The organism is Salinisphaera sp. SPP-AMP-43, from assembly GCF_049568105.1.
In the GTDB taxonomy this organism is placed as follows: Bacteria; Pseudomonadota; Gammaproteobacteria; order Nevskiales; family Salinisphaeraceae; genus Salinisphaera.
On sequence record NZ_CP145335.1, the window covers coordinates 729,853 to 748,924 of the forward strand.

15 protein-coding genes are annotated in these 19,072 nt (G+C 62.7%); 5 read left to right on the forward strand and 10 right to left on the reverse strand.

The window, feature by feature from the left end; translation table 11 throughout:
• Positions 1-9: 9 nt before the first annotated feature.
• Positions 10-1,191, reverse strand: coding sequence for a hypothetical protein (locus V5738_RS03100; protein ID WP_423822942.1), 1,182 nt, complete (start codon positions 1,189-1,191; stop codon positions 10-12).
• Between the two features lie 529 nt (positions 1,192-1,720).
• On the opposite strand from V5738_RS03100, the gene V5738_RS03105 reads away from it, so the two are divergent.
• A complete protein-coding gene (locus V5738_RS03105; RefSeq protein ID WP_423822943.1) occupies positions 1,721-2,260 on the forward strand; it encodes a lipocalin family protein in 540 nt (179 codons plus the stop codon).
• 154 nt (positions 2,261-2,414) lie between these two features.
• Here the strand turns inward: V5738_RS03105 and V5738_RS03110 are convergent, their stop codons facing one another.
• The 5 genes from V5738_RS03110 to V5738_RS03130 are packed head-to-tail and all read right to left on the reverse strand — an operon-like array spanning position 2,415 to position 7,188.
• A complete protein-coding gene (locus V5738_RS03110) occupies positions 2,415-3,458 on the reverse strand; it encodes a 2-keto-3-deoxygluconate permease (RefSeq protein WP_423822944.1) in 1,044 nt (347 codons plus the stop codon).
• A gap of 50 nt (positions 3,459-3,508) precedes the next feature.
• On the reverse strand, positions 3,509-4,438 hold the full coding sequence (locus tag V5738_RS03115; RefSeq protein ID WP_423822945.1) for a 3-hydroxyacyl-CoA dehydrogenase: 930 nt from the start codon (positions 4,436-4,438) through the stop codon (positions 3,509-3,511).
• Positions 4,439-4,498: 60 nt separating this feature from the next.
• The gene (gene otnC / locus V5738_RS03120; RefSeq protein WP_423822946.1) at positions 4,499-5,149 is read right to left on the reverse strand and encodes a 3-oxo-tetronate 4-phosphate decarboxylase; all 651 of its coding nucleotides are present in this window, start codon (positions 5,147-5,149) and stop codon (positions 4,499-4,501) included.
• Complete coding sequence (gene otnK, locus V5738_RS03125) at positions 5,142-6,392, reverse strand: 3-oxo-tetronate kinase (RefSeq protein ID WP_423822947.1); 1,251 nt, start codon at positions 6,390-6,392, stop codon at positions 5,142-5,144. The genes otnC and otnK overlap by 8 nt, the downstream gene beginning before the upstream one ends.
• 4 nt (positions 6,393-6,396) lie before the next feature.
• On the reverse strand, positions 6,397-7,188 hold the full coding sequence (locus tag V5738_RS03130) for a DeoR/GlpR family DNA-binding transcription regulator (protein ID WP_423822948.1): 792 nt from the start codon (positions 7,186-7,188) through the stop codon (positions 6,397-6,399).
• Positions 7,189-7,723: 535 nt separating this feature from the next.
• Here V5738_RS03130 and ilvG point away from each other — a divergent pair.
• Both ilvG and V5738_RS03140 read left to right on the forward strand, forming a co-directional pair.
• Complete coding sequence (gene ilvG, locus V5738_RS03135) at positions 7,724-9,448, forward strand: acetolactate synthase 2 catalytic subunit (RefSeq protein WP_423822949.1); 1,725 nt, start codon at positions 7,724-7,726, stop codon at positions 9,446-9,448.
• Between the two features lie 11 nt (positions 9,449-9,459).
• Positions 9,460-9,747 (forward strand): ACT domain-containing protein, encoded by a 288-nt coding sequence (locus tag V5738_RS03140; protein WP_423822950.1) that lies wholly within the window; start codon positions 9,460-9,462, stop codon positions 9,745-9,747.
• A 120-nt stretch (positions 9,748-9,867) separates the two neighbouring features.
• Here V5738_RS03140 and V5738_RS03145 read toward each other — a convergent pair whose 3' ends face one another.
• The gene (locus tag V5738_RS03145) at positions 9,868-10,971 is read right to left on the reverse strand and encodes a Gfo/Idh/MocA family protein (RefSeq protein WP_423822951.1); all 1,104 of its coding nucleotides are present in this window, start codon (positions 10,969-10,971) and stop codon (positions 9,868-9,870) included.
• A 676-nt stretch (positions 10,972-11,647) separates the two neighbouring features.
• Here V5738_RS03145 and V5738_RS03150 point away from each other — a divergent pair.
• Both V5738_RS03150 and otnI read left to right on the forward strand, forming a co-directional pair.
• Positions 11,648-13,324: a carboxylesterase/lipase family protein gene (locus tag V5738_RS03150; RefSeq protein WP_423822952.1), complete on the forward strand. Its 1,677-nt coding sequence runs from the start codon at positions 11,648-11,650 to the stop codon at positions 13,322-13,324.
• A 202-nt stretch (positions 13,325-13,526) separates the two neighbouring features.
• On the forward strand, positions 13,527-14,318 hold the full coding sequence (gene otnI / locus V5738_RS03155; protein WP_423822953.1) for a 2-oxo-tetronate isomerase: 792 nt from the start codon (positions 13,527-13,529) through the stop codon (positions 14,316-14,318).
• 24 nt (positions 14,319-14,342) lie between these two features.
• On the opposite strand, the gene V5738_RS03160 is transcribed toward otnI, so the two are convergent.
• From V5738_RS03160 to V5738_RS03170, 3 genes are all read right to left on the reverse strand, one after another.
• Positions 14,343-15,578 (reverse strand): hypothetical protein, encoded by a 1,236-nt coding sequence (locus V5738_RS03160; protein WP_423822954.1) that lies wholly within the window; start codon positions 15,576-15,578, stop codon positions 14,343-14,345.
• 164 nt (positions 15,579-15,742) lie between these two features.
• Positions 15,743-16,783, reverse strand: coding sequence for a glycosyltransferase family 4 protein (locus tag V5738_RS03165; RefSeq protein WP_423822955.1), 1,041 nt, complete (start codon positions 16,781-16,783; stop codon positions 15,743-15,745).
• 329 nt (positions 16,784-17,112) lie between these two features.
• A complete protein-coding gene (locus V5738_RS03170) occupies positions 17,113-17,928 on the reverse strand; it encodes a DUF1206 domain-containing protein (protein WP_423822956.1) in 816 nt (271 codons plus the stop codon).
• Positions 17,929-19,072: the final 1,144 nt, after the last annotated feature.

Consider the following 19,072-nt stretch of genomic DNA (forward strand, 5'->3'; position numbering starts at 1 on the left):
GTCGATCGTTCATGACGCATTGGCCGATCGATCGGCTGGGCTTTGAGATTTCTCGCCGTGGCTTGGTGGCTCATGGTCTTGCCAACAGGCGATCGCGGCCTGCAGGCCGTTGTCGAGGCGATCGGCACAGGCTTGCCAGCGTTTGCGGGTCACATCGGCGGCCCGCAGAGCGATGGCCTTGAATTGGGCATAGTCGCTGGCCAGGCCCCGGCGAATGCTGTCGCCGGCCCGGCTCTGAGCGTCCGGGCCTTGTTCGTCATCGTGGTCGGGAAACAGCTTGTGCGCGAACTCGTCGAGCTGGTCGTCCAGTTTGTTCTTGAGCTGCTGGGCTTTGAGTTTCATACGCATCATCGGATCGCCGTTGTGGTCGGCAGCGTATTGCGCGCTGAGCGGGCAGTCGGCACGTAGGTCCGGGACCGTGCCTTGTTGCAGCAGGGCCAGACGCTGATGGATGAAATCGTCGCGATCCCCGTCGCTGGGCGACGTACTGACAGGAAAGGCGTCGCCGTCGAAAAAATCCGTGCTCTGCTTGGTCTTGGCGGCCCAGATGGCGTCTTCGTAGCGACAGCCGAAATGGCTCAGATAGCCGCGTACATAGCTCGGGTCGATACCGCCGTTGAGCGCGCCAAAAGCCAGATCCTGATAGGCCGACTGATAATTGCGGCCGGTCTGGATCTCGGCCATGGCGACGGCGGCTGCCAGGCTGGGCGAATGGGTCACGGCGTCCGGATCCCGGCGGTAGGCCTGCAGAATGGCCTGCTGGGCGGCCGGCGTCTGATGCAGGACGAGCGCGCCCGTTATCTCGGCTCGGCCGTGATAGAGCAGATCGACATATGTCTCGATCTGCGGGTCGGACAAGGTGGCAAAGCTGGCACAGCCAGCTTGGTCCGGGCTACCGATCGTCTGCTCCGGGCCGGCCTGGATTCGTTGTTTCCAGTCTGCGATCGCGGCGTCGCTGCCATGCTTTTCGAGCTGTCTGACCTGGGCGATCAGGTCGGGGCCGGCCGGGCAGCGCGAGTCTACCGTCGTTGATGCGGTCGCACTGTGTGTCTTCGCTGGTGCCTGGCGTTCGTTATCGCTGCTCGCCGAACCGCAGCCGGCCACGATCAGGACGAGGGCTAGACCGGCCAGGCCCAGGCTGCGGATGGGTGTGGGCGACGATTGACGGTCGCCGTGGACAATAGAAAACATCGGTATCGACTCGATTGGGCGGGACAGAGGTTTTCGATCAGTGGCGACGAGGCAGACGATCCACTCACGAGCTCAAACACATATCACATGCGGCCGGGCGTTAAGCGAATGATGCAGGCCTGCAACGATTGCATCAGCTCTTTGTCGGCAGAACGCCGCCGCTCGGCTACTGAATCTGGGGTGTAAGCCGGATGACGCAATCGTCTGGCACCCAAACCGCGGTCATGCATCGACCGGCGCCGCAGCCGGCCCGGGGCCGGTATCTGGCAGTGTTCTGGGTTGTCGGTGCGCAGCGCTTGGGCTGTTGTTGACTCGTTTCGACGGGCCGTCGCGGTCGGTCCAAGGCGATGTGCGACGCATCTGCCTAGCGTACGAGCGCCGTATATCGCGCTGCGGCGGTTCGCGTGCCCCGCATCGCGTCGCGCGATGGCCCCCGGGTTTTGACTGATTGCGTCTATCGGGGCCGGCAGGCGACGTTGAGCCCTCGTTGATACAACGGCAACGCCCGATCGGGCCCAGGAGACCGCCGATGATTTCGTTCATGAATCGCTCGTTCGGGTTCAGTACGCGCAGTATCACGCCAGCCCAGAGTTTTCCCCGCGAACAGTCGATCGATCTGGATCGCTACATGCGCGACTGGTATGTCATTGCGCATATTCCACCGTCGATCACGCAGACCGCCTACGATTCGATCGAGCGCTATCGGCGCGCCGATCAGGAACGCATCGACGTGACCTTCACCTTCCGCAAGGGTGGTTTTCAGAAACCGCAGAAAACCATGCGCCCGACCGGGTTTGTGGTCCCGGACACGGGCCAGGCCGTATGGGCGATGCAGTTCATCTGGCCGATCAAGATGCAGTTCGTGATCGCCTATGTCGATGCCGACTATACGGCGACCATCGTCGCTCGCGAACGTCGCGATTTCGTCTGGATCATGGCCAGCCAGCCCGAGATGGATGCCGAGGTTTATGCCGGGTTGGTGCAGCGGGTGGCCGATCTTGGCTACGACACGAACAAGCTGCGCGTCGTGCCGCAGCAGTCGGCGGCCGAACGCGCCTCGGAACAGTGAGATCAGGGCCGGCCGAGATCACCCGGTGGGTCCAGCACGGATCGCAGGCCCGGCCGCTCGTACAGGGCCGGGCTATCGGTAAGCCTTAAAAAAACGGTTCACCGGCCGGCCCCTCGCGAGGCGGGTGTCGCAAGGGGTCGATGCCGGCGGCTGGTCAGCGCGAATGCGCCGCCGCCATAGTGGGCTGATCTTGGTCCGCATCGGTCATCGCAGCACTGTATTCCCGGGTGGGTTCGATGCCGCGTCGGCGGTGCCAGCGATAGACCAGCAGGGTCAGCACCGGGGTCAGAAACGCCGTAGTGACGGTCGAGCCAGCCACTTGGGCGGTCGCGCTACCCAGGATTGCATGATAGGTCGGATCAGCTGCCGCCAGTACGGCCGGGGTGGCGACCGCGGCACCGGCGGTCGAGGATTCACAGGCCCCGGCGATCACGCTGCGCTGTTCAGGCGGGCGACGCCGGATGCGGTGGGTGAGATACAAAAACAGCATGGCGCCGCCGCCGGAGACCAACAGTGTGAGCAGGCCCAGTACGATGCCGGGCAGACCTGCCTTGAATAGGGTCGCGAAATCGATGCCGGCGCCTAGCGGGAAGGCAAAAAACGGGATCAGGATACGCTGGCCCGGGGCGACGAAGCGGCGCAGGTCGCCATCCAGATTGCCGAGCACGAAGCCAAGGGCGACCGGCAGGACTACGCCGACGAAGGTCAGCAGCGGAATCGAGGCCAGCCCGGCCGCGCCCAATACGAGCATGGTCAGAAACGGGCCGTCGTTGAGCGAGATCACCGAGACCGCGCCCTTGTCGGTGGTGTTGCCGAACTGTTCGGTCAGCGCCACATACAGGCCGCTGTTGGAGTTGGTCATGGCCGCGACGATCGCTAGCGGCGTCAGCGCGAACAGCGTTCCCGAAGGCATCAGATAGGCTGCGATCAAGGCCACGCCGACCCCGGCCAGCAATTTGCCGAGCAAGATCGCCATGCCTTTTTCGAGGATCGGCCCGGTCGCCTTGATCGGAATCTGGGCGCCCATGCAGAACAGAAACGCTCCGATCACGGGCAGAGCGCCGTCCTTGAGCAGGGCCTGGGTAAAACCGCCGATCTGTAGCACCTGCGGACAAAGCGTGTTGACCAGTGCCCCCAGCAGTAGTGGCACCACCATCAGGCCGCCCGGAATCTTTTCTATGCTGCCCAGTATTTTCATTGCGATCTCCTCGTATCTTGTTGGGCCGTTGTCGATCGGGCCGGTCGTGTTTAGCGGCTGCGCTGGCGTTTGAGCGCAGCCAGTTCGGTGAGATAACGATCGCGCCAGGCCATGCGCTCGTCGCGTTCGGCCACCGGCAGAATCTTCTGGCGTTCGCTCTCGAGTTGGTCCAGCAGGTCATCGCTATAGCCGCGCACGGTCTGCGATTCGGCGATCTCGCGATACATCGGCCCGAGCCGTTGCATGTAGTCGCGTACGCCGCCGGGGGCGTTGAGATCGATGGTTTCGATCGGGCCCATGAAGAACCAGCGCGGGCCGAGCCCGTCCTTGACCACCCGATCGACATCTTCGACGCTGATATAGCCGTCCTCGACCAGGGCCAGGGCCTCGTTGAGCAGGGCGCCCTGCAGACGGTTGACGGCAAAACCGGGGATTTCGGCATTGAGGTTGATCGGGGTCTGGCCGGCCTGGCTCATCAGTGCCCGTGTACGCTCGACCACGGCGGCGTCGGTCCAGGGTGCGGGTACGATCTCGACCAGCGGAATCAGCGCCGGTGGGTTGACCGGGTGGGCGACCAGACAGCGTTCGCGATGCGCCAGATGTTCGGTGAAGCTGGAGGCCGTGATGCCCGACGTGGAGCTGGCCAGTACCGTTTCCGGATCGGCCAGCTCGGTCAGGCGTTCGAAAATCTCACGCTTGGCCTCGACCCGTTCAGGAACGTTTTCCTGAACATGGATAGCGCCGTCCAGGGTCTGTTCCAGGCTGTCGCTGACCGACACCCGCGCCAGCACCGTATCCACGGTTTCATCGATCAGGCCGTTGTCGACCAGATCGGCCAGGGTCTCGCGTACCAGCGCGCGGGCCTCGGTCAGGGCCTCGGGATTGGCGTCGAACAACACGACCTCGTAACCGCCGCGGGCGAATACACTCGCCCAGCTGCGACCGATCAGGCCGGCGCCGATGACTGCGATATGACTCATGATGGAGCTCCAGAAAGCATGGGGCCGACCCGGCCCCGGAAAAAAACGTGTGGCAGTAGCTCAGTCGGGCCACTGGGCGCCGTAGTGGGCGCAGAGTTCGTGGATCTGCTCGGTTTCGAGCACGCGGTAGTCCTGGCCGCGCAGCAGCAGAAACAGGCGTGCAGTTTCCTCGAGTTCCTCGGCTGCGCTGACGGTGGCCTCCAGGCTCTGGCCGGTCACGATCGGGCCGTGATTGGCCAGCATCACCGAGCTGTAGTCCGGCGCCAGCCGGGCCACATCGTCGCCAAGCCGTGAATCGCCCGGGCGGCGATAGCCGATCAAGGGCAGCTTGCCGATGCGCATCACGAAATAGGGCGTGATCGGCGGCAGCACGTTGGATTCGTCGGCATGGCGCAGACAGGACACCGCGCTGGCATAGGTCGAGTGCAGATGGACGATCGCCTGGGCCACCGGACGGTTCTGGTAATAGGCCAGATGGAAGATCGATTCCTTGCTCGGCTTGTCTCCGGACAGCAGATGGCCGTCCCAGTCGAGTTTGGAGATCCGCTCGGGCTCGAGCTCGCCGAGACAGGAGTTGGTCGGCGTGGTCAGCCAGGCGCTGTCATCGGCAAGCTTGACACTGAGATTGCCGGACGTACCGGGGCTCAGGCCGCGCTCATACAGACGCTTGCCGAGGCTGACCAGGCGTTCGCGTAGATAGGCTTCAGTCATTAATCAGATCCCAGGCACGGGTGAACATGTCGGGGGCGCCGAAGTTTCCGGACTTGAGCGCCAGATGCAGCGGGCCGTGGTTCGAGTCGGCGAACGTCCAGGGCACGCCGGGGTCGATCTCGCCGCCGATTCGCAGGCTGTGGATTCCGAGCGTGTTGACGATCGTCCCCGAGGTTTCGCCGCCGGCGATGATCAGCCGGGCGATATCGCGGGCCACCAGGCGTTCGGCCAGTGCGGCCAAGGCGCGTTCGACGAGCTCGCCAGCGGCGGTGACGCCCAGTTCGTGCTGGGCCTGTTCGACGATTTCGGGGCGGGTATCGCTATGGATGAGCAGCGGCGCGCCCAGTCGGGGTGCGGCCCAGGCCAGAATGCGCTCAATCGTGTGCTCGAAGTCTTTGGCCAGGCTCAGCGGGTCGACCGCCTGGGCTGGCATGTGCTCGCGGGCATGGGCGATTTGTTCGCGGGTCCGCTGCGAGGCGCTGCCGGCCAGAATCAGGGCGCCGCCGTGTGCTTTCGGCAGGTCGGCGGGGGCCGACGCCGGCGGTTCATACAACGCGCCGAGTCCGAGCGCCAGGCCGGAGCCGCCGGTGACCAGCCTCAGATGCCGGCTGGCGCGGGCGATGGTCGTCAGCTGCGCATCCGAGAGCGTATCGGTGACCACCAGTGGGCAGCCGTCGGCGTTCATCGCCTGCAGATGGTCGGTGGCGGCCTGTTCGCCGGCCTCGATGACTTCGGCTGGCAACAATCCGGTTCGGGCCTCGGATTGATGGGCCAACCAGCGCACCAGATTGGCGTCGGTCATCGGGTTCAGCGGATGCGATTGCATGCCGCTTTCGTTGAGTAGCGTATCGCCAACGAACAGATGGCCTTGGTAAACGGTCCGCCCGGTGGCTGGAAACGCCGGGCAGAACACGGTCTGGGTTTCGCCGAGCGCGTGCATCAGGGCTTCGGCGACCGGGCCGATATTGCCTTGCGGAGTGGAGTCGAAGGTCGAGCAGTACTTGAAATAGAACTTTTCGAAGCCTTGGCCTTCCAACCAGTCGAGGGCGGCCAGCGATTGGGCGATAGCCGTTTCGGCCGCGATGCTACGGGATTTGAGGGCGATAACGATCGCATCGACATCCTCGGGCAAGGTGTCAGGAACGCCGATGGTCTGGACCGTGCGGAAACCGCTCTTGACCAAGTTGTTGGCCAGATCGGTACCGCCGGTGAAATCGTCTGCGATACAACCGATGATCGGCATGCCGTTATCCCTCCACCGGCTGCGGCGTGGTGACCGGTACGGCATCGACGGCGATCTCGCGCTCGTGCAGTAGCGCTAGGTCGGCGGCATCTAGATGGGCGTCGGTCACGATCCGGTCGAAATCTTCCAGGGCACAGGCGCGGAACATGCCGAAGCGGCCGTATTTTGAGCTGTCGGCGACCAGAACGCTCTTGGAGGCGATGTCTAGCAGCGTCTGTTTGACGCCGATCTTCGATTCGTCTGGTGTGGTCAGCCCGCGTACCGCATGCCAGGAGCTGCTGCTGACGAAGGCGATATCGACGTTGACCTGGCGCAGGAATTCGACCACCGATGGGCCGACCGCCGAGAAGTTCTCGTGATTGATGCGCCCGCCGGTGTGGAACAGGGCGATATGCGGCTGGCGGACCAGCAACGACGCAATATGGAAGTTGTTGGTGATGACCGTCAGGTCCTGGTATTCGGACAGCAGCCGGGCCATTTCATAGGTCGTGGTGCCGGCATCGAGATAGATGGTCAGCCCGTCGTGGATATCGCGGACCGCTTGGCGCGCGATGGCGACCTTTTCGGCCTGTCGCGCCACGATCTTTTCGTCCCAGCTCGGCTCGTAACGATCGCGGGCTGCCAGACGGACGCCCCCAGAGACCGACAGCACCAGCCCTTGTTCTTCGAGCTGGGAGATGTCCCGACGCACGGTCATGTGCGAGACATCGAGCAGTTCGGTCAGCTCGTTAATGCCCAACACCTTACGGTGGCGGAGCAGCTCCAGCAGATAGTCGCGTCGTCGGTCGGGAATCATGCGAATCAATAATTAACAAATAATATAACTTGTTAACATATTGTTGCGGCCGATAGCGACTGTCAAAACAAACCGTATCCTCCTTTTGGCTAACAATTGCCGAGATCAGGCTTTATGTCGGCCTTGGCTTGTGATCCGATCGTTCGTGCCGGTGGTCACACGGGTTGTTAATAAATGGTAATGGTTGTGTTGGTGCCAGCCGGGTATCGCATACCGCGGCCGAGCCTGCTGGAAGCCCGAATCGGTGCCGGGAGAACCATTCGGGTCGGTTGAGATGCCGGTTCGGCTATTGACAGCCGCATGCCGGCGGACTAGCTTTTTGGGCTCTTATTGTTCACGGACTCGGTCTCGAGCTTCATGTCTTTCGTTCTCGTCAACGTACGCCTCGTACTGGCTCTGGTGGTACTCGTATCCACCGGGGGTATTGGCGTGCGTAGCAGGATGAGATAGACCGACATCCCGACCCAGGCACCCAAGGCCCCCGGCACCGCAAGGTTCCGGGGGCTTTTTTTTGCGCTCGATCAGGACAACACTCATGAACCCAGCACAACAGATCCTCGCGATCTTCGAACGACACGGGATCGACACCGTGTTCGGCTACCCGGGCGGTTGCATCATGCCGCTTTACGATGCCCTCGTAGACAGCGTTGGGGTCAACCATGTGCTGTGTCGTCACGAGCAGGGCTGTGCACTGGCGGCTGACGGCTATGCCCGGGCCAGTGGCCGGGTCGGAGTTGCGATCGGTACCTCTGGCCCGGGTGCGACCAATCTGCTGACCGGGGTGGCCAATGCCCATCGTGACTCCGTGCCGCTGGTCGTGATCACTGGCCAGACGCCCTCAGCCCTGATCGGCACCGATGCTTTTCAGGAAGTCGATGTGCTCGGTATGAGCCTGGATATCGTCAAGCACAGTGCGCTCATTACCGAGCCCGATGCCGTGGGCCCGGCGGTCGAGCAGGCGTTCGAGATCGCGACCGACGGTCGGCCCGGGCCGGTCTGGTTGGATATTCCCAAAGATGTGCTACAGGCCGAGGGGCTGGCGTCTGTTACGGGGGCGGCAGCGCGCACCGAGCCAGCGCCAAGGCCGACGAACTCGGAAATCGCAGCGCTGCTCGATCGGCTCGCCCGGGCGCGGCGGCCTGTGTTGTATAGCGGCGGCGGGGTCGCCCGGGCTGGCGCCGAGACTGCCTTTCGGGCGTTCGTCGCGGCCTCGAAACTGCCGAATGTGAACAGCCTGAACGGTATCGGCAACGCCGGCCCGGCCCGTTGTGAGGCGCTGGGCATGCTCGGCATGCACGGTTCGAAGGCTGCCAATCGCGCGGTCGACGAATGCGATCTGTTGCTGGTGGTCGGCGCCCGGCTGGACGATCGCGCCACCGGGCGGTTGGACGGTTTCGCGCCGAATGCCCGGCTGGTGCATATCGATATCGACGCAGCAGAATTGCATAAGCGGCGCCCAGCCGATCTGGCGATCCGGGCCGATTTGACGGCCACGCTCGAGGCCTTGACCGAAGGCATGGCCAAGCAAGGGCTCAAGATCGCCGCCTGGCGCCGACAATGCCGGCAGTGGCAAACGCATGACGGGTTTGCGGCGGCGGCTGCCGGGCCAACCGGCGACCCGGCGTCGATTGGAGGTCCGGCTCTGGTGCGGGCGCTCTCCGCTGCGGCCCCAAGCGATGCGATCGTGGCCTGCGATGTCGGCCAGCATCAGATGTGGGTGGCTCAGCATTTTGCTTTTGCCGCGCCGCGCAATCACTTGAGCAGCGGTGGCCTGGGGACCATGGGCTTTGGCCTGCCAGCGGCGATCGGTGCCCAGTTTGCCGAGCCGGATCGCTGTGTGATCAATATCGCCGGCGATGGCTCGTTCATGATGAACATGCAGGAACTGGCCACCGTGCGTCGGTACCGGCTGCCGTTGAAGATCGTGATTGCCGACAACGCCTGTCTGGGCATGGTGCGCCAGCAGCAGGAGCTGTTCTATGCCAATCGTGAAAGCCAGATCGCCCTCGATGACAACCCCGATTTCGCAGCATTGGCCCGGGCCTTCGATATTCCGACCGTGCAGGTGCGGCAATACGGCGAACTGGCTGCCGGCCTAGCGGCGCTGTTTGATACGCCGGGGGCCTGTCTACTGCATGTGGCTGTCGCCCGGGCCGACAACGTCTGGCCGACCGTGGCCCCGGGGCAGGCGAATCGCAACATGCTAGACGCTGAATCCTGGTACGCGGCCGAGTGCCCACCGACAGCCGCGCAGGCCTGAGTATGTCGTCTATGCAGGATTGGCAAACATATCGTCTGATCTGCCGGCTCGCGCCCGAGCCGGCCGGGCTCGAACGATTGTTCCAGGTAGTGCGGCGGCGCGGCTTCGTCATTGCGCAGGTCGCAGCCGAACAGGGGGCCGAGGAGCTGTATGTCGATCTGACGGTTTCGGGCACGCGCTCGGTCGAAACGTTGCGCGCGCATCTGGCCAAGATCCATACGCTGCGATCGGTGCATCGGCCGCTCGAACAGCGCTTCATCGTCGCGCCGGTCAGCCCGGCAGTACCGGTGGCCGGCTAGCCACGATGCGGTCTGGAACGCGAGTTCTGAAGCCCCGCTGTGGTTGCTGCGCGTTCTCGCAAGCACCGCCCCGCAGCGTTCGGGGCGGTGGGTATAGCGAAACGACTGCCCGCTTCGGGCTCAGTCGCCGCTGATCGTATTAACGCCGACGATTTCGGGGCGCTCGACCGGCGTCAGGCGCCGGACCTGATCATTCGTGATCCGCTCGCGATAGGCCAGTGGCTCCAGCGTTTGGGCTTGGCCGGTAGCCAAAGCACGTTCGATGGCTTCGAGTACGCGAACATCGCGCAGGCCGTCGGTACCGTCGGCCTCCGGCTCGACGTCGTCGAGAATGCACTGCGAGAAATAATCGGTCTGGCCGCCGAACTGCTCGACGGCGCCGGGCTCGTGGTAGGTGGTCTCGCCGGCGTTCGTCAGTTCGTAGTCGATCGAGACATCGGGCCCGAAGACATAGCACGGCCGACAGAAGATTGCGCCGTTGGTGCCGAGCACCGACAGATGATTGTGCGGGGTCGCAGCATAGCTGACGTGGAACTGTGCCTGCCGGCCCTCGGGGAAACCGAGCACCACCGAGACGCTGTCGTCGAAGTTGTAGCTGCGCCCGGGTGTACGGCTGCCCACGGCCGTTACCGAGATCGGTTCCTGGCCAAACATATGCCGGACCGCATTCAGCGGATAGTTGCCCATATCGGGCACCGGGCCGCCCCAGTAGCCGTGCTTGGCGCGATGGTTGGACTCAGACATGGCCTGGCCGAAATGCGAAGAAAACGAGCGCACGTCGCCGATACGGCCCTGTCGCAGATGGTCGATGATCTCCAGCGTGCCGGGCTCGTGGTGCAGCCGATAGGCGACCATCAATTTGGCGCGGCTGTTGGCGGCCGCGCCGATCATCGCCTGGCAGTCGTCGACCGAGGTGGCCATGGGTTTTTCCAGCAGCACGTGAACGCCGGCTTCCAGGGCCGGCATGGCATGTTCGCGATGCATGAAATTCGGTGTGGCGATATACACCGCGTCGATATCGCCGGACTGCAGCAGCGCCGGGTAATCGTCGTAGTGATAGGTCGGAATACCGTAGTGCGCGCTGAGCGTCTCGGCCTTGGTCGGATTGCCGGTGACCAGCGCGGCCAGCTCTGAATTGTCGCTCTGGCTGATGCCGGGCATGAAGGCACCCTGTGAAATTTCGCCGCCGCCGATGACGGCATAACGCACCTTGCGCTGTGCCATGTTTGTTCCTGCAGAAATTGCGATATGGCCTCGACTGTAGGCCCTGCGGCCGGAGGCGTCGATGCGTGTCGAACCTGAGAGGGCACTCGGAGGTTAGAGAGCCAGGGCGCCAGGGCCTGCGGATGAGTCGTGCCGGCCTGCGCCTCGTGCTTGGCCGCTGGCCAGGCCATCGACGATAAAACGGTCGGCTCGCATGCTGTATTGGCGCCGTTGTTGCCTTCAGGGCCGATGCGCCGTATTGGGTCTATTGCCGGGGCCTGGTTCGAGCTTGGCATGGTCCTGCCGCCTGCGACCGCTGAGTGCGGTTCGACTTCGTTATGTCTGCTATGGCGCGCTGGGTTGGAAAGCAGCCGCAGATGCGTATCGAACAGCAACCGGGCGCGGTGCTGCGATTGCTGCCGGCAGCTTGGGGACAGCGTGCGTGCACGGTACGGCAAATACCCAATACAAAAGCAGCGTTCGAGGTTTGCCGATCGTGTATCGGTAGGCGCGCCATGCTAAGTTAAGCAAGACGCCTTTGGGGGAGAGAGTCGCGAGCGGATTCCTCGACGCTCGTATTTACGGTCTGAAAGGGTATTCATCGTTACCGGTGGCGACCGTATGCCGTGTATATCCAGGCCAGGCCTTATCCAACCCTGAAACTATGTTGTCAAAAACTCAGGGATGACAGCGAACAATGAAATATCTGATGCACGGCCTGAAAAATACGGCCATGGCGCTGGGCGCCGTGGGCGCTTTGACGGTTTCAATCGGTGCCTGGGCCCAACCCGGGCATGCAGCCCATGGCCAGAGTGGCCTGCACTCGGTCGTGGTCTCGACCGCCAACGGGCGGGTTAAAGGCGTACGGCGCGAACAGATGCGGGAGTTTCTCGGTATACCTTATGCCGCGCCGCCGGTGGGCGAGCGACGCTGGAAGCCGCCGCAGCCGGCCGATAGCTGGCATGGGGTGCGCAAAGCGGATCAGTTCGCCAATAACTGCCCCCAAACCGCGACCCCTTTCGGTAACGCCAGCACCGACGAAGACTGTCTCTATCTCAATGTGTTTACGCCGGAAGCCGGCCACGGCCGCGCCGAGCGCGACGATGCGCGCCCGGTGATGGTTTGGTTGCACGGCGGTGCCTTCATCGCCGGCGAGGGCAGCGACTACGATCCGTCGCCACTCGTGGACAAGGGCGTGATCGTAGTCACCCTCAACTACCGTTTGGGCCTGCTCGGTTTTCTGAGCACCTCGGCGTTGTCCGAGGCCTCTACCGATGATGCCTCAGGCGATTACGGGCTGATGGATCAGCAGGCCGCGCTCGAATGGGTCCAACGCAATATCGCCAATTTTGGCGGCGATCCGGACAACGTCACGATCTTCGGCGTCTCGGCCGGCGGCCTGAGCGTGTTGTCGCATATAGTCTCGCCCGATGCGCGCGATTTGTTTGACAAGGCGATCGTCGAAAGCGGCTCGTATTCGGCGGCGCTACCGAGCGTACAGCCGAGCCTGTCCCAGGCCGAAGCCAGGGGCGATGCCTTTGCCCAGCAGGTCGGTTGTGCTGGCGAAGGTGTTGCTTGCCTGCGCGATTTGTCGGTTTCGACCATCCTGGAAAATCAGGGCGCCGGGCCGCTGTCGGTCGTGCCCAACAGCGGTACGACGGTGCTGCCCAAAAATATCTATCAGTCGCTCGCCCAGGGCGATTTCAATAAGGTGCCGGTCATCGAAGGCACGAACGCCACGGAATGGCGGCTGTTCACGGCGCTCGCTCATGATCTGACCGCCGATGGGCCGGTGACGGCTTCCGGTTATGAGCAGGCCATCGCCGACAGTTTCTCGATCCCGCCGTCGCTGGCCCAGACTATCGCGGCCCGCTATCCGCTCGCGGCCTACGACAATCCAGATTTGGCGTTGTCCGCGGCCGGCACTGCCGCGGCGTTTGCTTGCCCGGCGCGACGCGAGATCAACTTGTTGTCTGCGCATGTGCCGACCTATGCCTATGAGTTCGCCGATCCCGAAGCGCCGCAGATCTTTGTGCCGCCGGTGCCGTCGTTCGACTATGGGCCGACCCATACGTCGGAAATCGCCTATTTCCTGGATTTCACCTCCGAGGCCAGTCTGTACGACGAGCCGAAGTTCACTGATGACCAGAAGGATTTGTCACAGCAGATGATCGACTACTGGACGTCCTTTGCCCGTAACGGTAACCCCAATTCCGCGGGTGGCACGGCCGATTTCTGGCCAGAGTTCGGCCGCCATAACCGTTACCTGAGGCTGACGACGCCAGCGCTGGATACCCGGGGTGAACAACAGCTCGTCGACGAGCATAATTGCCGGTTCTGGGACGCGATCTTCGAACAGGCCGCGGCGCGTTAGCCGCGTTTGCAAGCGCGAGCGACGCCGGCCCGGTCGGTCCGGTATCGCTCGCCGCCCTGGTTTGGGCGGGCTATCCTTTGGGTCTTTGGGGCAAGGCCTGATGCGCCGCGCTGGCTGACAGGGGAGGCTATGCGCACGGCCAGCAATATCTCAGCCCAGTAGGGCCGCAGTAGGCATCTGTGTTTCGAAGCTGCGAGCGAGCATGCTGAATTTCGCTGCCAATCTGAGTCTGCTGTTTCGTGAACTCGGCTTCATGGATCGGTTCGCGGCTGCGCGCCGGGCCGGTTTCGCGGGTGTGGAGTGTCTGTTTCCGTACGCCTGGGAAGCTAACGAGCTGGCGCGGACCCTACAGCACAACGCTCTACACCAAGTGTTGTTCAATGCACCGCCTGGCGACTGGGCTGCCGGTGAGCGGGGTTTGGCGGGGCTGCCGGGCCGCGAGCCAGAGTTTCGTGCCGGTATCGAACAGGCGCTGGTCTATGCCGAGTGTCTGGGGTGTCCACGGGTGCATGTGATGGCCGGTAACGTGGCGCCGGGCGCAGAATGTGGCGCGATCCAGGATACGCTGCTCGAGAATCTGCGCTATGCCGCGCACCGCTTTGCAGCCTATGGTCTGACCCTGTTGGTCGAGCCGTTGAATACCCGCGATATGCCGGGCTATTTCCTGACCCAACAAAGCCAGGCCCACGCTCTCGTGGCGAGCCTCGCCGAGCCCAATGTTGCCGTACAGATGGATTTCTACCATGCCCAGATCATGGGCGGTGACGTGTGGACTACGTTTCGGGCCCACCAGGCGCGTATCGGCCATATCCAGATCGCCGGGGTGCCGGATCGGCATGAGCCCGATACCGGCGAACTGAATTATCCCTGGCTGTTTCGACAGTTCGAAGCCGCTGGCTACGACGGCTGGATCGGCTGCGAATACTTACCGCAGGCCGGTACCGAACAAGGGCTGGCCTGGTGGGATCGGCTCCGGGCTGGCGAACGGCGCTGAACTGAGCCGGCCCGACTGGCCACCCTAGCTGGTTTCCGACTGCTTCGAATTGGCTTCGCAGATCTTTTCGTGCCGTTTCTTCTGGCGATAGCCGTAGGTCGCATGGCGAACCGTCTCGTCACTTTCAAGGCTCGATCCGAGGGCGCCGGCGATCGTGGCCACCGAAGTGACCAGCCAGGCCAGAGCCGGATAACTGCCAAGTGTCGCAGGATGACCGAGGGTCGAGTTCAGCAGATCGTCGGGCACGAACACCGCCACCGCCAGATAGAACATGACAAATAGCGTCGTGTAATAACAAATCACGCCAATGAACAGGGTGGCGAGGGTAGTGATGTTGTACAGCCAGGTCAGTTCGAGATCATTACCACGCGGTTCCCACAGGTCGTGATCGAGCGTAATCCAGGCCATCATCGCCACGATCGAGCACAGCATTAAGGTGATGAAGCGCAGGGGGTCGTAGGCATCGCTGATGCGCCAGAGCGTGGGAAATATCAGGCCGTAGACGCCGGTCGCGAACGCCATCGCCACCACCCGTTTGAAGGCGGGCAGTATGGTCCACGGTCGATTGGCCATCACCATGCCGGACAGTAGCTGGCCATAGGCCTGCAGGCGTCGCACCGCGATGAAACGCACATCCACCGAGCCCTGCTCGGGAGTCACGCGTTCGATCGGCGAGATATAGCCCATCAGGCGACGGTCGACCAGTTTCCGGGCATCGGTGTTCTGCATGCCGTACTGGCGGTAATCGGCCCGGTTCTGCTCGACACGGCTCTGTTGGCGCTCGCGGGCCTGGTCCGAGCTGCCGTGGTGCATTTCGTTGGCCAGCTGCAGGATGGCCTCGCGAACCCGGCGGCGCATCGGCACCGTGCCCAGAGCAGGCAGTGAGAGCACTGCGGCACCGCGCTGGCCGCTGGCTTCGGCGACCGTGATCTGATGATTGCGCAGCATGGGCAGGTCGGTAATACAGATCACATAGTGCCAGTGACGTTCGTTTTTGATCGTCTCGGCCTTGTCGATGATCTGCTCGGTATCGTCCTCGGCGCCGATCATCGAATCGGTGATGGTATCGATCGACCATTCGCGGCGATCGTCGACGTAGTGGTGCAACAGGGCCGGCAGATCGTCGCGAATTTTGTCGACCACCTGTTCGGGCATGTCTGGGGCCGGGATCAGGCCGACCGTGAGCGGCGCTGTGGTGCGGTTGTTCGATGAGCCGTTCGAGTTTTGGGAACCGTCGGAGGCGTGCTGAATGTGCGGCATGGGTTTTTCAGGTGATAAGCGACTGGTCGGCCCGAAGACAATGCTCGAACCTGCGGCGATGAAGACAGGGCATCATGCCGATCGCGAGCCAATGTGCAAGAGCCGAGGGGCCGCGGGGCTGATCGGGCACAATACGATCAAGGGCGGCTTATTCGGTGGCTACGTTAGCGATGGGCAATCTGCGCATACAAGGCTTCATAGCCATCGACCATACGGTCGGCGGTAAAACGCGCTTCGAAGCTCCTCCGAACGCGTCGCGGATCGAGTTCGGTACAGCGGGCCAGCAGGGCCGGCGCTTCGTTCGGATCGTCGTATAGATAGCCGTTCACGCCGTGGCTGACGATTTCGGCTGCAGCGCCCCGGCGTGCGGCCAGTACCGGCGTACCACAGGCCAATGCCTCGATCATGACCAGGCCGAAAGGTTCGGGCCAATCGATCGGCATCAACAGTGCCTGGGCCGTGCCCAGTAGATGCTGCTTGCCGGGCGTATCCACGGCCCCGATATGGCGCGCATCCGGGCCCAGTCGCGGAGCCACATGCTGGTCGAAGTAGCCGGGATTGCCGGGGTCGATATCGCCGGCCAGACGAATGGTCAGCCCGGCTTCGCGCGCGATGTCGATTGCCCGGTCCGGTCCTTTTTGATCGGTCATACGGCCCAAAAACGCGACGCCGTCACGGGGCTGGTGGTCCAGGATCAGTTCATCGGTCTCAAGGCCATGGTGGACCACCCCCAGACAGCTGCGGCCGGGGAAGCGTTCGGCCTGGTCATGGGAGATCGCGTTGCAATGCAGATCGTCGAAATACCGCCAGAACAGCCCTCGGTCGAGCTCGTCGACCCGCCAGTGAAGGGTGGTGAGCAGTTTGTGCCGGCAGCGCCGCAGCGCCGGCGCATGGGCGAAATCGACATGGGCATGGATCACATCGAAAGCGTCGGCCCGGGCCGCGACCTGATCCAGGGTGATCGCCTCAAGGGCGCCGGGCACGCCCGGTGGGACCAGCTCGCGTTGTTGGTTGATGTGATACAGCGACGGTCCGGCGTGAATATGTTCGTCCACTTCCAGCGTCGAGTCCTCCGGGGCGAACAGAGTGACGTGGTGCCCGCGTGCCCGCAGTTCGCGAACCAGGGTCATGACGACGCGCTCGGTGCCGCCGGTCAGCGGTGGTGGCACGGGGTAAATCGGGGCACAGACCAGAGCGATGTTCATGTGATGAAGGTATCAACGGCTGGATCCGGCAGGCTCGCAACAAAAGCTGGGATGTCTGCTTGGAATCGGCATGGGGCGGCGCGTCGCATCGGCGACGGGCGTAATAGCCGCTCAGTTCACCATGCCCGCCATGGCGGCGGAATATGTACAAGCCAGCAGCGGGTTAGGGGGAAGCCCTGCGTGATGAGGTTGGAACACGCGCTGCCCAGCCCTGGGGCGACGCCGACCGGCGTCGAGCCAGGGTGCAGAAAGCGCCGTCTCGAGCGGGTTTGCAAGACGGCCATCCAGGCCGGTCGGGCGAGCGTCACCCGGCCGGCGGGGTCGATGGATTACGGGTTGATGCGCCGATACACGGCGTTGACCCAGCAATAGAAGCCGTAGCAGACCAGACCGAGGGCGACCACGGCCAGTAGTATCTGTCCATAGCTCTGCTGGGCCAGCGTATTCAAGGCACCGCCAAGGCCAGTGGCTTTCTGCGGATCGGTCTGCACCGCAGCCAGCACCAGAAAGCCGCCCATGATCAGAAATACGACCCCACGGGCGCTCAGCCCCCAGCGGGCGATCCGGCGGGCCCAGATATGCTGGGTACGCCCCATCTGTGCGACTGCCCACTGTTTTTCGAACTTACATTTATAGGCCCGCATGAACTGCATGATGGCGACGATGATGATAATGCCACCGATTGCCGCAACGACCCAGACACCGCCCTGATGCGACATCAGCCGAGCCGTCATGCTGTCTTTCGAGTGGCCACCCCCGCCACCGCCGCTGCCCATGAGCAGGCTGATGGTGTAGATCGCGAGCGAGCCATAAATCAGGCCGCTCACGAACAGGCCGATGCGCTTGAGAATGCCGCCGAAACCGCGGCCACGGTGTTCCGGGTCCTTGATCGCCTGCGTGAATCGCCAGACGACATAGCCGACCAACCCAATGGCGACCATGATCAGCAGAACCTGGCCGTAGGGCTGCTGGTTGAGCGTATTGACCGCACCCTTAGTGTTCGTTGTATGGCCACCGGCATGGAAAGCCGAAAGTGCCGAAAGAACGCCAACGATTACATAAACCAGGCCCTTGGCTGTATAACCGAGCCGCGCAAGCCATTCGATGCCTTTGCTGGGTGAGCCCTTCTGGGCGAGATCACTCATAGAGTATCCGTATTTTTACTTAATTTAAGTGAGCCAGCAGCCTTTTTTCGGGCTACATATCGCGTATTTAAAGACACCATGGACCGGTTCGGTCTCGATGTAAAAGAAAAAATTAAAATAAAACAGATCGAAAGACATCTATGGTGTGCTGCTAGCGCCGAAGTAGTATTCGAATGCGTGGCGTCAGGGGCTGTGATTCGATTGCTGGCCGCAGCGGGGGATACGAACAGAGCCTGGACAATGGGTCGCCCGGCCTGCTTCGCGCGCGATCGGGCCGACCTGCAAGCCGAGCGATCATCCGCAGCAAGCGGCGAAGCTAGCGGCCCGTCCGAGCCCAGCCAAGGTGAGTGTGCTGCCCAAGGGGCTAGCCGGTATCGCGCTGGTATCGAAGCCTGGCGAGTTCGTGTGCCGATCCAGGCCGCGCCCTATGTCATGGCCACATGTTTCATTCGTCCTGAAAACGACGATGATCCGTTTGCAGAATACAGCGCATGCCGATCGAGATCGTGATGCTCCGATGGCGCTGTTCGTCAACAAAGGGCGGGCATAGCCGCCGCCCCTGTCGATCCGGGGCTCGATGACCGCCATCCAAGGCAATCGACAGTCGACGAGCACGATGCTTCTCGGGATGAGCATCGTATCGAAAACAGCAAGTCGTTCGTGATCCGTACATCTTTAGGGCAGAAATTTTTTTATGTTGGGCTTTAAAATGACAAATATACCAATGGCGATATTTTTTTTATTTATCATCTGAGCTTTTCGTTTTAGGCTGCCTGATCGCGAAGGGCGGCGTACACGGCCTGCAGCTGGTCCAACGCTCCCGAGAACCCGTAGCCAGTCGCGGGCAGAGCGCCAAGGCGAGGAATAACCACGGTGTGGGTGCAAACGAGCGGCGTGGCCACAGGGGCAGTATGGTTGGGAAAGTCTGAGCACTCGCGCGGGTCGAAGACCCGGCCCAGCCGGGCTTGGGTCGGATCTGAGTCGGCCTGGCATGGCTATAAAGACAGCTGGAACAGGCGAAAGCGCCGCTCGTTACTCCCGTGCCAGGATAGCCGGCGACTTAGGGCTTGCCCCGGTAGGCTTTAAGCTGGGCCCGGCCGGTCTGAAAAGGGCGGGCATGGGGCCGGCACCCAGAGGCGTATCG

Coding starts and splice junctions, on each gene's coding strand:
- V5738_RS03160 (WP_423822954.1), bottom strand. CDS start 15,578: ATGCCGCACATTCAGCACGCCTCCGACGGTTCCCAAAACTCGAACGGC.
- V5738_RS03150 (WP_423822952.1), top strand. CDS start 11,648: ATGAAATATCTGATGCACGGCCTGAAAAATACGGCCATGGCGCTGGGC.
- V5738_RS03170 (WP_423822956.1), bottom strand. CDS start 17,928: ATGAGTGATCTCGCCCAGAAGGGCTCACCCAGCAAAGGCATCGAATGG.
- otnK (WP_423822947.1), bottom strand. CDS start 6,392: ATGCCGATCATCGGTTGTATCGCAGACGATTTCACCGGCGGTACCGAT.
- V5738_RS03100 (WP_423822942.1), bottom strand. CDS start 1,191: ATGTTTTCTATTGTCCACGGCGACCGTCAATCGTCGCCCACACCCATC.
- V5738_RS03105 (WP_423822943.1), top strand. CDS start 1,721: ATGATTTCGTTCATGAATCGCTCGTTCGGGTTCAGTACGCGCAGTATC.
- otnC (WP_423822946.1), bottom strand. CDS start 5,149: ATGACTGAAGCCTATCTACGCGAACGCCTGGTCAGCCTCGGCAAGCGT.
- V5738_RS03110 (WP_423822944.1), bottom strand. CDS start 3,458: ATGAAAATACTGGGCAGCATAGAAAAGATTCCGGGCGGCCTGATGGTG.
- ilvG (WP_423822949.1), top strand. CDS start 7,724: ATGAACCCAGCACAACAGATCCTCGCGATCTTCGAACGACACGGGATC.
- otnI (WP_423822953.1), top strand. CDS start 13,527: ATGCTGAATTTCGCTGCCAATCTGAGTCTGCTGTTTCGTGAACTCGGC.
- V5738_RS03115 (WP_423822945.1), bottom strand. CDS start 4,438: ATGAGTCATATCGCAGTCATCGGCGCCGGCCTGATCGGTCGCAGCTGG.
- V5738_RS03145 (WP_423822951.1), bottom strand. CDS start 10,971: ATGGCACAGCGCAAGGTGCGTTATGCCGTCATCGGCGGCGGCGAAATT.
- V5738_RS03140 (WP_423822950.1), top strand. CDS start 9,460: ATGCAGGATTGGCAAACATATCGTCTGATCTGCCGGCTCGCGCCCGAG.
- V5738_RS03165 (WP_423822955.1), bottom strand. CDS start 16,783: ATGAACATCGCTCTGGTCTGTGCCCCGATTTACCCCGTGCCACCACCG.
- V5738_RS03130 (WP_423822948.1), bottom strand. CDS start 7,188: ATGATTCCCGACCGACGACGCGACTATCTGCTGGAGCTGCTCCGCCAC.